The organism is Fodinicurvata sp. EGI_FJ10296, from assembly GCF_040712075.1.
Classification (GTDB): Bacteria; Pseudomonadota; Alphaproteobacteria; order DSM-16000; family Inquilinaceae; genus JBFCVL01.
This window is the reverse complement of record NZ_JBFCVL010000007.1, coordinates 240,086-254,005: the sequence shown is the minus strand read 5'-3', so window position 1 is coordinate 254,005 and position 13,920 is coordinate 240,086. Positions and strand designations below refer to the sequence as shown.

The window sequence follows — 13,920 nt, the reverse complement described above, 5'->3', positions numbered from 1 at the left end:
ATTCGGCATATCTTTCGTTCGGATGGTTGGGACTAAGCCTTTTGGGTGAGGCGCCTGGCTGTCGGCCCGGGGTGGTTCACAAATCGACAATTCGCGACGCTTCAGGATTGTTGAGCCTCGACTCCTGTTCGCTTCCCAGGGATCGATGGGCGTCGGCCGCCGGGCATGTCCGGGATAACGAATGATCTTAATGTATTCTGAACCTAGGCGGTTGTATTGTGACCAAAGGTCAATTATCCAGAAGTCGGATATTGCGTCCTCTTCGGTCAAGGTCTGCTGCATCACATTAACTTTTTGATAACACAATAGAGTGCGAGCGTGGGTGACTATGGCGACTGAGCCGGTAATCGATATTGAGAGCCTTGTTCTGCCAATTGACGGCGATTCGCCGACCGGAAGCGATATCCGCCAGGACGTGTCGCCGCAGTCAGTCTATTACCAGCTGAAGGACGCTCGCAGCGCCGCCAGGGCGGCAGAGCGTTCAGCAGACGCCGACAGCGAAGAAGGCGGCCTGCTGCCCGAGTGGCGCGCGATTCTGGAATTGGCGCCCAATGTGCTGACGACGCAGGCCAAGGACCTCGAAGTCGCGGCGTGGTACATCGAAGCGCTGGCGCGCGGCTACGGGTTTGCCGGGCTGCGGGACGGATTCGAGCTGTCGCGCCGACTGGTCGAAGAATTCTGGGACGGTCTCTATCCGGAGCCGGACGAAGACGGCATCGAAACCAAGGTGGCGCCGTTCTCGGGCCTGAACGGCGAGGGTGGTGACGGTACGCTCATCCAGCCGATTCGCAAGATTCTGCTGTCCGACGGCGAGGTTCCGTTTGCGGCCTGGCAGTATGAACAGGCACTGGAAATCTCCAAGATCGTCGACGAGGAAAAGCGCACGCGCCGCGTCGAAGGTGGTGCCATGACCATGGACGGAATCGAGGCCAGCGTCCGCGAGACCCCGCCGACCTTCTTCCGCGACCTTCTCGACGATATTCAGGCCGCAATCGATGCGTTCAAGGCGCTGGCCGATGCTTTCGACGCCGCTGCCGGACCCGATGCCCCACCGACGAGCAATATCCGCAATCTGATGCAGTCCGTTCAGGGGATTGCTGCTTCGGTATCGCGCGATCGACTGCCTGCAGCCGACTCCGGGGCCGGTGAAGCGGCGGCCGACGCGGCCGCTGGCGACGGCGCAGCCGCCAGCGGCGGATCTGCCGGCGCCGGGGTCGCGCAGGGCGGTGGAACGGCCGTGCCGACGGGCGCGGTCCAGTCTCGGGAGCAGGCGTTTCAGGTACTGGCGAAGATCGCCGATTATTTCCGCACGAATGAGCCGCATTCGCCGATTTCGTACTCGCTGGACGACCTTGTTCGCCGCGGGCGCATGTCGTTCCCCGACTTGCTGGCGGAACTGATGGATGATGCCGATGCCAGGCGGCGGTTGTTGACGTCGGCCGGAATCAAGCCGCCACAGGATGAAGAAGGTTACTGATGCCGGTCAATGGTGCCAGCGCGAACCGGTTCGGGTGGCGTTCGGCGGCATCACCGGGTCGCGGTATGAATGTCGTTCCAGATCGTCGGGATCGGCTGACAGAATTGTCGAAGACTTGAAGCAGGGGAGTGGTGGTCTATGAGTAGTATTCATCAGAAACTTAACCGCGTGCGCAAGCCGCGTGTCCATATAACGTATGACGTCGAAACCGAAGGTGCAGTCGTTTCCAAGGAACTTCCCTTCGTTGTCGGTGTCATGGGCGATTTTTCCGGTGACCCGACTTCGCCGTTGAAGCCATTGCGTGACCGGAAATTCATTCAGATCGACCGCGACAATTTCAACGATGTTTTCGCTCGGATGACGCCGGGCGTGAGCATGAAGGTCGATAACACGCTGGCAGACGATGGCAGCGAAATGGCGGTCGACCTGAAATTCAAGTCGATGGAAGACTTCGAGCCGGCCAAAGTCGTCGAGCAGGTGGAGCCACTGCGCAAGTTGAAAGACGCGCGTGACCAGTTGCGCGATCTGATGTCCAAGGTCGATCGCTCGGAGGATCTTGAAGGATTGCTGGAAAAGGTTCTTCAGGATAACGACCAATTGAAGGAGCTTTCGGACTCTCTCGGTGTCGAGGCGTCCGGTGACGGGGAGACCAAGGAATGAGCACGGAAGCCGAAGCCCAGGGCGAAGGCGGCGCCACCGCCACCGAAGAAGGTGTTGCCAGCCTTCTTGATCAGGCAATCGGTGCGACCCGGCAGACCGAGCCCGACCGGGCCAAGGAACTGCTGAAGACGCTGACCGAAGAAGCGTTGTCGGGAACGGTTACGTTCGACAAGAACATGACCCAGACCTTCAACAAGGCGATCGCGGCCATCGACGCCAAGATATCACGGCAGCTCAACGCCATCATGCATCATCCCAAGTTCCAGAAGCTGGAAGGCACCTGGCGCGGGCTGAAGTATCTGGTCATGAACTCCGAAACCGGATCGACCCTGAAGATCCGTGTCATCAACCTGCCCAAGAAAGATCTGCAAAAGGATCTTTCCAAGGCGGTGGAATTCGACCAGAGCCAACTGTTCAAGAAGATCTACGAGAACGAGTTCGGCACGCCGGGCGGTGAACCATACGGCGCTCTGGTCGGCGACTACGAGTTCACGAACCATCCCGAAGACGTCGAAATGCTGTCCAGCGTCTCGAACGTCGCCGCGGCTGCTTTCGCACCGTTCGTTTCGGCGGCTTCGCCGAATCTGTTCGGATTCGAAAGCTTCACCGAGCTGTCCAAGCCGCGCGACATGGAGAAGATCTTCGAGTCGGTCGAGTACTCCAAGTGGAAGAGCTTCCGCGAAAGCGACGACTCCCGTTTTGTCACACTGGCGATGCCCCGGGTTCTGTCGCGGCTACCCTACGGCGAGGCCACCAAGCCGATCGACGAGTTCGCCTATGAAGAGGCGCCCGCCGATCCGGCGACGGGTGCGCCCAAGCCCATGGGCCATGACGACTATTGCTGGATGAATGCGGCCTATGTTCTGGCCGGCCGGTTCACCGACGCCTTTGCCCAGCACGGCTGGTGCACGGCGATCCGTGGTGCCGAGGGTGGCGGCAAGGTGTCCGACCTGCCCAGCCACACTTTCGTCAGCGATGATGGCGACCCCGATCAGCAATGCCCGACTGAAATCGGCATCACCGATCGGCGCGAAGCCGAACTGAGCAAACTGGGCTTCCTGCCGCTGTGCCACTACAAGAATACCGACTATGCGGTGTTTTTCGGTGCGCAGACGGCCCAGAAGCCCAAGGTCTACGACCGGCCGGAAGCGACCGCGAACGCCGCGATCTCGGCCCGGTTGCCCTACATCATGGCCTCGTCCCGTTTCGCCCACTACCTCAAGATCATGGCACGGGACAAGATCGGCTCGTTCATGGAAGTGGGCGACTGCGAGGAATGGCTGAACCGCTGGATCAACAACTATGTCAACGGCAATCCGGCGGCCGGCCAGGACATGAAGGCCAAGTACCCGCTGGCCGAAGCAACGGTGAGCGTGAAAGAAGTCCCGGGCTCGCCCGGCTCCTATCATGCCGTTGCCTGGATGCGTCCCTGGCTGCAGATGGAGGAACTGACCACCTCCATGCGCATGGTTGCGCGCATTCCGCAGACCGGTTGATGGTGGATCGATGGGTGCCGGCGCGGGCTTTCGGCGCGTTTCCGGCACCGATCGGATGCACCCGTAGCGTGGCTTTGGCGCTGCAGATCAGGGGGCGGACATGAGCGACGGGCGGCATACCGGCCCAGCGGAAACGCTTGAGCCCCGGGATGCCGGCGGCCCGCCCGACGATGGGGCCGGTGCTGGCGATGGCCCGACGGAACGTTCTGCTGCCCTTCCCAAGGGCGGGCTACGGTCGGTCCTGTTTGCCGAAGCACACAGGCCGACGCCGGCGATCGACGCATTCCTGGATGCGCGCGCGCCGGAAGACGTGCTGGCGCAGTGGTTCGGTGCGCGCCTTGAGGATCTCCGGGACGCGCCGGACCGGCTGATGGCCATGCTCGTCCGCGATATCGCTGAAATCGACGAGGCGATCACAAGGCAGCTCAATGCTATCCTTCACCACCGCCGCTTTCAGCGCCTCGAAGCGACCTGGCGCGGCGTTGCGCTGATCGTTTCGGAATCCGACGGGATCGAGAACGCGGTCATCCGCGTTTTGAACGTGCGGTGGCCGGAAATCGCCCGCGATCTGGACAGGGCTGTCGAATTCGACCAGAGCCAGCTCTTCTCGAAGATATACAGTGAAGAATTCGACATGCCCGGCGGGACGCCCTACGGGTTGCTGATTGCCGACTTCGAGGTTGCCCACAAGCCGAGGCCGGGCACAACCGTCGACGACGTCTCGGTGCTGACCGGCCTGTCGCAGATTGCCATGGCGGCCTTCGCGCCGATCGTGATCGGCTGCGCGCCGGAACTGTTCGGCCTGGAGACCTTCCGGGAATTCGGGTTGCCGATCGATGTCAGGGCGGTGCTCGACCAACAGGAATACCGCCGCTTCAATCGGCTGCGCGAGACCGAGGAATCCCGGTTTCTGGCCCTTGTGGTGCCGCATATTCTGTTGCGGCGGCCTTATTCGCCGACCCATGACGGGGAGATCGGTTTTCCGTACCGCGAAGACTGGTACGGCGCCAACCTTCGCACCATGCTTTGGGGCAATGCCGGCTACGCCTATGCCACTGTGGTGCTGCGGGCATTCGGCCAGTATGGATGGTTTGCCGATATCCGCGGCGCGCGGCGCGACGAGATGGGCGGCGGCATCGTCGATTGCCTGCCCAACATATCGTTTGCGACCGATCGGCAAGGCATTGCCTCGAAATACTGTACCGACGTATCGATCACCGACAAGGTCGAGAACGATCTCAACAGCCTCGGCTTTATTGCGCTGGCCAATGCCAAGGACACGCCCTATGCGATCTTTTACGGCAATCAGTCGGTGCATATGCCGAAGGATATGTCCGACGCCGCTGCGACCGCGAACGAGAGGCTCTCGTCGATGATCCGCTATGTCCTGTGCATCTCGCGATTTGCACATTACGTGAAGATCATGGTTCGCGACCGGGTCGGCCGATTCGAAACACCGGAGACGATCGAGGACCATCTCAGCCGCTGGCTGATGAACTACACGACGGCCAACGACCGGGCCAGCGAGGAAATGAAAGCGCGCTATCCGCTGCGCGACGGGGTGGTGCAGGTGCGCGATGTACCGGGCAAACCCGGCGCCTATCGCTGCGTCATCAATGTGCAGCCGCATTTTCAGCTCGACCAGGTGGTCTCGTCTTTCCGTCTGGTGACGGAATTGAACGCCATTGGCGCGGGCAGCTAGAAGCCGGCGCATGAATTTTCGCTATCGCGTATCAGACAACTTTTTGGGGGGCGACATGACCACCGGCACAGCAGCCAATCTCTACAAAGAAGGCAAACTTTCCGAAGCGATCCAGAACCTGATCGGTGAGGTCAAGAAGCACCCGACGGACGCGAGCGTCCGGGGGCTTCTGGCCGATCTGCTGTGCTTCGACGGGCAATTGGACCGGGTCGACGTGCATCTGAACGCCATCAGCAATCAGGACCCGGAAAAGGGTGTGCCCGTTGCGCTGTACCGCCAGCTGGTGCGCGCCGCCGTCGCCCGCGAGCAACTGTTCGGCGAAGGCCGGTTGCCGGAATTCCTGGAATCGCCGCCCGAGCACGTACAGAACCACGTCAAGGCGGTCGTCGCGCTGCGCGAAGGCAAGCCCGAAGAGGCGCTGGCCCTGATCAACCAGGCCGAAGAAACCCGCCCGCCGGTGGCCGGCCGCATGGACGATGTTCCCTTCAGCGACATGCGCGATATGGACGACGTGTTCGGTCCTGTGGTCGAACTGCTGACAAGCACGGGGAAATATTTCTGGGTGCCGATCGAATCGATCGAACTTATTGAATTCCACGCACCCGAACGCCCGCGCGACCTGGTCTGGCGTCAGGCCCGCATGGTCGTCGGCGAAACCGATGGCGAGGTCTATATTCCGGCGATCTATCCCTTTGCCACCGGCGACGAAACGGTGGAAGACGGTCTGAAGCTCGGCCGGGCAACCGACTGGCAAGAGGCCGAACAGGCGCCTGTTCGCGGACGGGGGCAGCGATGCTTCCTGATCGGCGAGGAAGCGGTCCCGGTCATGAGCCTGACCAATATCGAATTCACGGGCGCGAACTGACCCGCGCCTCCTTTCCGGCCGTGGATGACTCCCTGATACTATGGCCCTGAAACCGTCGACCAAGAATGTTGCCACGCGCGGATCGCTCCTCGATCGCCTTATCGACGACGAGGAGACGCCCCGGGCGCATGCCCTGCGCCTTGGCGATCTGCGCGCCGCAATCCGTCGCGACCTGGAAATGCTGCTGAACACGCGGTACCGATGCGTCGGTTGGCCGGCGGATCTCAAGGAACTGGAGAATTCGGTGTTCAACTATGGCCTGCCGGATCTGCTGGCCATGGATATGGCGGCCGAGGAAGACCGGCTGGCGTTCGTCAAGACGGTGGAAGAGGTCATCAGGCGCAGCGATACGCGGTTCCGCGAGGTGACGATCCATCTGCTGGAAAACAGCGACGAACTGGATCGAACGCTGCGCTTTCGCATCGAGGCGATCGTTCAGGTCGATCCGGCGGCAGAACAGATCGTCTTCGACACCACCGTCGACCCGGCGACCAAGAGCATTACGATAAAGAGCCGATAGGCACGAGCAGATGGGTAAACGCAGGTAGGCATGGTCGACGAACTCCTCCCATACTACAATCGGGAACTGCTTTTCCTGAGGAAGCTGAGCGGCGAGTTCGCGAAGGCTCATCCGAAGATTGCCGCCAATCTTCGGATCAGCGGCGACAGCGTGGACGATCCGCATGTGGCGCGGCTGATCGAAGCCGTCGCGCTGTTGAACGCCCGTGTCCGTCACAAGCTCGACGACGAATTCACCGAGGTCGCCGAGGCGCTGCTCGAAATTCTCTATCCGCATTTCCTGGCGCCCTGGCCCTCCATGGGCATCGTGGAAATGCAGCCCAAGCCCGATCTTGGCGGTGTCTACAAGGTCCGGCGCGGGACCGAGATCGACATCGACGCCGCCACCGGCGAAAAATGCCGCTATCGCACCACCGCCGACGCCGATCTGTGGCCGATCAGGCTGACGGCGGCGTCGCTGCAGCCGGCACCGTTCGTCGCACCGGCCAATCCCCGGATCGACCGCGCTTCGTCGGTGTTGAAGCTGGTTTTCGAAGCGATGGGCGACGAGTTCTCGTTCACCGAAGCGCGCCCGGGCAAGCTGCGGCTCTATTTGCGGGGCGCGCCGCAAATCGCATTCTCGCTATACGAACTGCTGCTGAACAACGCGATGCTGGTCGGGGTCGCGGGCGGCGGCGACGGGGCGTCGAAGGCCGCGCGCTTTCTGGAGCCGGGTTCGATCCGGCCGGGCGGCATGACGGCCGACGAGGCCGCCTTGCCGGCAACGCCGGCGGCGCAGAAAGGATACCGGCTGCTTTCGGAGTATTTCGCCTTTCCGGAGAAGTTTCTGTTCGTCGACATCGAGGGGCTTGCCGACGCCATTCCGCCGGAGGCCGGCAAGCGTCTGGAACTGTATGTTTATCTCGACCGCGCCCAGCCCGACATCCAGCGCAGCTTGACCACGGAAACCTTTGCGCTGGGCTGCGTGCCGATCATCAATCTGTTCGAGCAATCCGCAGAACCGATTCGGTTGTCCCAGACGACCCATGATTATCGCGTGATTCCCGATGCGCGCCGGTCGAACGCCATGGAAGTCTATGCGATCAATGGCGTCCATGCCCTCGACCGGGACGGCTCGAAGCGGGAGTTTCTGCCCTTTTATTCGATCAAGCACACAAGGCAGGACGTGGCCGGCTATTGGTTCGCCAGCCGCCATGCGGATTCCGTGGAAACGACGAGCCGCGAGATGCGCATCAGCCTCGTCGATCTGGGTTTCGACCCGCAGGTGCCGGCTGACAGCGTGCTTCACATCAAGACGCTGTGCACGAACGGCGATCTTCCGGCTCAGATTCCCTATGGCGGCGGCAACCCGCGTCTGGGCTTCGTGTCCGGCGCGGCCGGCGTCGACCGGGTGGCCTGCATCACCCCGCTGACGTCGACGCGGCGGCCCGACTGGGGGCATGGCTCGCGCTGGCGCCTGATATCGCATCTGACGCTCAATCATCTTTCGCTGACCTCAACCGCCGACGGCACCGACGCCCTGCGCGAGATCCTGAAGCTCTACGACGTGGCCGACAGTCCGGAAACGCGGTCGCTGATCGACGGCATCGACAGCGTGCGGGCCTCGCCGGGGACGGCGCGCTATCCCGTCGATGCCGGTGCGCCGCCCTGGGCAGCGGCCGTCTGCCGGGGCGTGGATGTCGAGGTCGTCTTCGATCCGGCCAAGTTTTCCGGCAACGGCACCTTCCTGATGGCAACGCTGCTCGACGTGTTTTTCGGGCTCTACTGTACGATCAACTCCTTTACGCGGCTTACGGCGCGTGTGCGCGGACAAAGTGGAATTCTGAAGCGATGGCCACCGAGAGCCGGCGAACAGCCACTTCTCTGATCGCGCAATTAGAACGCGATCCCGACAGGTTCAGTTTCTTCCAGGCCGTCAGGGTTCTGGAGTGGGCGGCAGCACGGGACAGCGCGGCTGCGCGCAATGCCGCGCGCCATCCGGTCGGCGGCGATGCCGATCCCGCCAGCGAGGCTGTCCGTTTTCGGTCGACCGTTTCCCTGATCCACCCGGCGGCCGAAGTGACGTCTGTCGTTCCGGCCAAGGACGGCAAACCGCCGGAACTGACGGTATCGTTCATGGGGTTGGTGGGCCCGGTTGGCGCTATGCCGGAACACTACACCGAGCAACTGATCGAGGCGATCCGGGCAAAGAATACCGCCTTCCGCGATTTCCTCGATATGCTTCATCACCGGACAGTATCGCTGTTCTATCGCTCATGGGCCAAACACCGCCTGCCGATCGCTCATGAACGGCGGTATGCCGCCGAAGATCGATCGATCGCCGCGACGGGCGACCTGTTTGGTCTGGCGCTGTCGAGCCTGGTGGGCCTGTCCACTCCCGGTCATGCCGGCCGGCTCGCCTTCGGGGACGACCTGGCGCTGCACTACAGCGGCCATTTGTCGAACCGTCGCCGCTCGGCGGTCGGGCTGCAGGCGATGGTGGCCGATCTGCTCGGCCGTCCCGTCGAGATCCGCCAGTTTCGCGGCGCCTGGCTGGAAATGGAGGAAGACTCCCGAACTCGGCTGCCGAGCGTGATGGCGCCGATGGGTCAACACGCCCGCCTGGGCGTGGACGCCATCATCGGTGCGCGCGCCTGGGACGTGCAGGCCGGATTTACCATTCGCGTCGGCCCGCTGGGACTGGACGGGTTCCGCGACCTGATGCCCGGCCAGCCGATGCTGCGCAAACTGGCCGACCTCGTCCGATTTGCGGTCGGGCCGTCGCAGGCGTTTTCGATCCAGCCGGTGCTCAAGGCGGATGCCGTGCCGATGTGCCGGCTGATATCGAACAAGGAAACGGGCCCGCGCCTGGGCTGGAATACGTGGATTCTCGGGGAAACCGGTTCCGGCGCCGCCAGCAGCGATCGTGACGATGCCGTATTCACCATGGCCGATTTTCATCAGATCCTGCCGCCCGATCCTGATCCCGATCCCGATATCGCACCGGATATCGAGCCGGGCGACGTTGACCCGGGCACGCCGGGAGACGGGGACCAATCGGACGCCCGAACAGAAACTTTAGTGAGCGAAGAATCATGACGGACTGGACTGGGGGATACGTCTCGGACATTGAGTATGTGCCGGGATTCTACAGAGAGCAAAGCCCCGGTCAGCTCGACCTGGCCTGCCTGCTGTGCGGGGTGGAACCTCCGCGCAGGCTGGGCGCGGGCGAGTCGTTTACCTATTGCGAGATCGGATGCGGGCAGGGGACGACCGTGATGGCCCTGGCCGCCGCCAGCCCCGAGGGCGACTTTCACGCGATCGACTTCATGCCCGCCCATATCGCGCGGGCGGAGGAAACGCGCCAACGCGCCGGGCTCGGCAATGTCTCGTTCATGGAGGCCGATGTCGTTGCATTAGCCGATGGCGATGGTGCGGGGCTTCCGGCCTTCGACTACATCACGCTGCATGGTGTCTACAGTTGGGTGTCCCCGGCGGTAAGGGCAGGTGTGGTCCGGTTTCTGAACCGGTTTCTGAAGCCGGGTGGTGTCGTCTATGTCAGCTATAACGCCCAGCCTGCATGGTCCGCCATCGCGCCGACCCAACGCATGCTGTACGAGTTCGCTGCCACGGTCCAGGCGTCCAGCGACGAGCGGGCGCGGTCGGGGATCGAGTTCGTAAAGAAGATGATGGCGGCGGGGTCGCCGGCGATCAGCGGCAATGCCGTCGATCAGCTTTTCGACCTGAAGAAAGCGACACGATCGGCACCGGAACGGGTGATCTATCTCGCCCACGAATTCCTGAACGGCAGTTGGCAGCCGCTCTATCATATGGATGTCGCCCGCGATATGGTCGACGCCAAACTGTCCTTCGTCGGCATGGCCACACTCCCGGAGAATTTCGCCGGAATTGGCTTGTCGGACGAGGCCAAAACCGTCGTCAACGGGCTTCCCGACGGACCGTTCCGGGAAACCGCCAAGGATTACTTCAACGGCCGGGGGTTCCGCCGCGATGTCTTCGTTCGCGGGCGACGCGCCGTTGCCGCCGATGAGCGCGAACGCCGTCTGGCAGAGGCGATGCTGGCGCCGGCGGTCGCGCCGGAAGATTTCAAGTTTCAAGGCGATGTTCTGACCACCAGGATCGATCTTGCCCGCGAACCGTACCAGGCGGTTTTCGACGCCTTGTCCGAAGGGCCCCAGCCGGTCGGCGATCTGGTTGGGCTGGCCCACGACAAGGGCGCCTCGGTCACGGCGACCGAGGTTGTCGGCTTTCTGGTCGGGCTGCGTCAGGCATTGCCGGTTCTGTGCGACGTCACGACCGAAGGGGTCGAGGCATGTGCCCGGCTTAACCGGGTAACGTTGGGCGACGCATTTCGCGCCGATCGCCGCCTGAGCTATGCGCTGGCGACGCCGGTCGGCCATTCCGGTCTGAACGTGGCGTCGGTCGAGGCGCTGGTCCTGGATGGACTGTTTCAGGGCGTGCCCGAGACGGTCGAAGCCCTGACAGCTCATGTCTGCGACCGGGCCGAAGCCGATCCGGCCGAAATTCGCCACGACGCGGCGCTGGTCAGTGGCGAGGCGGCGGTTGCCGAACAGGCTGGTGACAAGCTGGACACCGAGACGCCCGGCGGCGACAAGGCAAAACGCGAAGCGAAATACGGAGCGGAGTCAGACAAGAGTGACGACGCAAGCCGGCCACTGGGCGAGCGCGTGGCCCGCAGTGTTGGCTGGTGTCTGGACGAGGCGCTTCCGTTCTGGCGCAAGCTTGGCCTCGCTCCTCCGCCGCGATAGACGAGCGCCTGAGTGACGGCAGGCGGTTGCCGGGATGCGGCTTGCATTGGAATGGATCATTGAGCCGGACGAGCAATTCTATTCCCGCTCGCTGTCGGACTCGCTTTTCAGTGTCAGATACATCAACGCCAGATATATCGCCGGAATAATCCCAAGTATCATGAACTCCAGAAAGCCTGCGGGCTCGCATTCGAGGCAAGCGAATCGATAGGCGACAAAGACTATCGCGGCCAGAATAACGATAAGCCCGATCCACCATGGAAGCATCGGGTTCCGGCTCTGGTTCCGTTTGGTCATTGTCTTCTCTCCGCCCGCTTGGCCAATGCGCAGTTCCCACCAACCAGCTGAATTCTGCGGCAACCGGCTCCGAAAGAAAAGTCTCGGGCCCGCGAGTGTCCCGATGCGTTTTGTCACTCCCTTCCGGCCTCACTTCGCTTACGAAAGTGAGAAGGGTATACCAAAGTGAGGACGCGATCAGGAATGCGCCCCGGTGCACGGGGCCGGCATCTGCGCATGCATTCACCGCTATGCGGAACAGGGGCTCAATCGACCGGCCGCACGACGCAAAGTGAGATATTGTCAGGTCCGCCGCGCTGCATGGCAAGATCGAACACGCCCGTGACGAAGCCGATGTCGTCACCTGCGTTAGACCCGGCGAGGCCGCCCAGTTCACTGTTGCCGATCACGTCGGTGACGCCGTCGGTGCAAAGCAGATAGGCGGCGTCGACATCCACGCCTTCAATGATATGCGCGTCGATGGGTTCCGGGGCGAATTTCCCCCCGATGGCCTGGGTCAGCATATGCCCCCGGCTGCCGGTTCGCCCGTCCGGGCCGGCGGCACCGGGGCTGTCGTCGGTTGACAGGGTTTCCACCGACCGGTCGCGCAGCCGGTAAACGCGGCTGTCGCCAACATTGAAGATCAGCGCCTTTGCGTCCGGTCGATAGACCACGGCCGCAATGGTCGATCCTGGCGGCGACGTGAAGCCGTGTTCCGCCCCCAGACGAACGAGATCGGCGTCCAGACGGCGGACGAAGTCGAACACGTTGCGGGCATCGACGAGATCGCGAGCTTCGCGGCCGAGGCGGGAAATCACGAACCGGCTGGCCAGCGATCCCCCCTCGTGGCCACCCATACCGTCGGCGACGGCACAGGCGAGGCTGGCGCGCGGATCGAGCAGTCTCTGGACCGGCGTTTCCAGGTCCGCGTGGCTGGCCCAGCTGCCGATACCGATCGCATCCTCATTGCCGGCGCGCACGACTCCGCGATTGGTCAGGGCCGTCACGGATAGCCTTCGGGTCATTTTGCCTCATCCTCACGGTCTCGGATCGTTCGCTAAATCCGCTTCAGCACGTAGACGTCTGTTGCATATTCCATTGTGCAGCGATCGTGAAGGCGAACCTGCCAGGGCCGGGTTTCAACCGACTGCCGCGCCAGCCGCAGGCCGGGCAGCGGCGAGGCGCCGTCTGCAAGCAGCGCCTGCAGCCGTTTCTCGGGTGCGCCGCCGTCCGGGCCGCGCTGGGAATGGCCGCCGATCCATCCTTCGATCGGTGTCGCCGAGGCCGACCAGTCGAACGGCGTGGCCAGTATGCAGTGCCCGTCCCGCGTCAGAACGCCGTCGATGGCACCCAGAGCCTGAATCGGCGATGCCACGCAGTCGAGAACGTTCATCGCCACGACCAGCGAAAACGTCTCCGGCTGAAACGGCAGCGCCAGTGCATCGGCGATCCAGAAATCGACCAGCGCGGCGTCGGTCGTATCGACGGATCGCGTGATGCGGCGATAGACCAGGCCAATCTCGCGCAGGCTATAGGTGATCCGGCCATCGGTCAGGGCGTCGCGCCCGATACGCAGCATGCCCCAGGAAAGGTCCACGCCCAGAACCGGATGGCCGCCGGCGTGCTTGGCCAGGTGGAGCGATGTTCCGCCGACCGAGCAGCCGAGATCGAGTATCGGTCCGGGTGCCGGGGGCGACGGGCCGGTCAGTTGTCCCAGTCCGACGTCGACCAGCGCCATGACGCTCTTGGCCCCGTTTCGGTCGGTGTCGCCGCCGTAATGGTCGGCGGCATAGATGGAGGTGTGCTGCCGGCTGATGTTGAACGGAGACCCAGGGTCGAGGCAGTCGCCGATCAGGCTTTCCGAGCCCATCGCCAGATCCCGCCGCGCCATCATGTCCCATTGATGGCCCTGAACCCAGGAACGGACATCCGGGACCAGCACCGGGATGCCATCGATGATCGGATACTCCTGCCGACAGGCTGCACTGGAGCAGACCAGACTCCCTTCGATGATCTCGTCGTCCGTCGACGCCTCGATTCGATCGGCCACCAACGGATAGTCAGCGTTGATCGTCCGGCTGCAACGGGGGCAGATCGGCTTCAAAGCGTCGAAATGGCGTTTCTTCAATAGAACTCTCGATCCTGCGGCCGATCCG

12 protein-coding genes are annotated in these 13,920 nt (G+C 62.8%); 9 read left to right on the top strand and 3 right to left on the bottom strand.

Going from position 1 to position 13,920, the window contains the following annotated elements; genetic code table 11:
* Positions 1 to 328: 328 nt before the first annotated feature.
* From tssA to ABZ728_RS16975, 9 genes are all read left to right on the top strand, one after another.
* Positions 329 to 1,477, top strand: coding sequence for a type VI secretion system protein TssA (gene tssA, locus ABZ728_RS17015; RefSeq protein ID WP_366657433.1), 1,149 nt, complete (start codon positions 329 to 331; stop codon positions 1,475 to 1,477).
* Positions 1,478 to 1,615: 138 nt separating this feature from the next.
* A complete protein-coding gene (gene tssB, locus ABZ728_RS17010) occupies positions 1,616 to 2,137 on the top strand; it encodes a type VI secretion system contractile sheath small subunit (RefSeq protein WP_366657432.1) in 522 nt (173 codons plus the stop codon).
* On the top strand, positions 2,134 to 3,633 hold the full coding sequence (gene tssC, locus ABZ728_RS17005) for a type VI secretion system contractile sheath large subunit (protein ID WP_366657431.1): 1,500 nt from the start codon (positions 2,134 to 2,136) through the stop codon (positions 3,631 to 3,633). The genes tssB and tssC (ABZ728_RS17005) overlap by 4 nt, the downstream gene beginning before the upstream one ends.
* Positions 3,634 to 3,733: 100 nt before the next feature.
* The gene (tssC, locus tag ABZ728_RS17000; protein WP_366657430.1) at positions 3,734 to 5,335 is read left to right on the top strand and encodes a type VI secretion system contractile sheath large subunit; all 1,602 of its coding nucleotides are present in this window, start codon (positions 3,734 to 3,736) and stop codon (positions 5,333 to 5,335) included.
* 55 nt (positions 5,336 to 5,390) lie between these two features.
* Positions 5,391 to 6,200, top strand: coding sequence for a type VI secretion system accessory protein TagJ (locus ABZ728_RS16995; RefSeq protein ID WP_366657429.1), 810 nt, complete (start codon positions 5,391 to 5,393; stop codon positions 6,198 to 6,200).
* A gap of 40 nt (positions 6,201 to 6,240) precedes the next feature.
* Complete coding sequence (gene tssE / locus ABZ728_RS16990) at positions 6,241 to 6,720, top strand: type VI secretion system baseplate subunit TssE (protein WP_366657428.1); 480 nt, start codon at positions 6,241 to 6,243, stop codon at positions 6,718 to 6,720.
* A gap of 30 nt (positions 6,721 to 6,750) precedes the next feature.
* On the top strand, positions 6,751 to 8,586 hold the full coding sequence (gene tssF, locus ABZ728_RS16985; RefSeq protein ID WP_366657427.1) for a type VI secretion system baseplate subunit TssF: 1,836 nt from the start codon (positions 6,751 to 6,753) through the stop codon (positions 8,584 to 8,586).
* Entirely contained in the window at positions 8,550 to 9,797 is a 1,248-nt protein-coding gene (gene tssG, locus ABZ728_RS16980) for a type VI secretion system baseplate subunit TssG (RefSeq protein WP_366657426.1), read from the top strand. The genes tssF and tssG overlap by 37 nt, the downstream gene beginning before the upstream one ends.
* Entirely contained in the window at positions 9,794 to 11,488 is a 1,695-nt protein-coding gene (locus tag ABZ728_RS16975) for a class I SAM-dependent methyltransferase (RefSeq protein ID WP_366657425.1), read from the top strand. The genes tssG and ABZ728_RS16975 overlap by 4 nt, the downstream gene beginning before the upstream one ends.
* A gap of 78 nt (positions 11,489 to 11,566) precedes the next feature.
* Here the strand turns inward: ABZ728_RS16975 and ABZ728_RS16970 are convergent, their stop codons facing one another.
* From ABZ728_RS16970 to ABZ728_RS16960, 3 genes are all read right to left on the bottom strand, one after another.
* Positions 11,567 to 11,785, bottom strand: a complete 219-nt coding sequence (locus ABZ728_RS16970; protein ID WP_366657424.1) for a hypothetical protein — start codon at positions 11,783 to 11,785, stop codon at positions 11,567 to 11,569.
* Positions 11,786 to 12,030: 245 nt separating this feature from the next.
* Positions 12,031 to 12,789 carry a PP2C family serine/threonine-protein phosphatase gene (locus ABZ728_RS16965; protein ID WP_366657423.1) on the bottom strand — a complete coding sequence of 253 codons (759 nt, stop codon included), beginning with the start codon at positions 12,787 to 12,789 and terminating at the stop codon, positions 12,031 to 12,033.
* Between the two features lie 32 nt (positions 12,790 to 12,821).
* On the bottom strand, positions 12,822 to 13,892 hold the full coding sequence (locus ABZ728_RS16960) for a methyltransferase domain-containing protein (protein ID WP_366657422.1): 1,071 nt from the start codon (positions 13,890 to 13,892) through the stop codon (positions 12,822 to 12,824).
* Positions 13,893 to 13,920 lie beyond the last annotated feature (28 nt).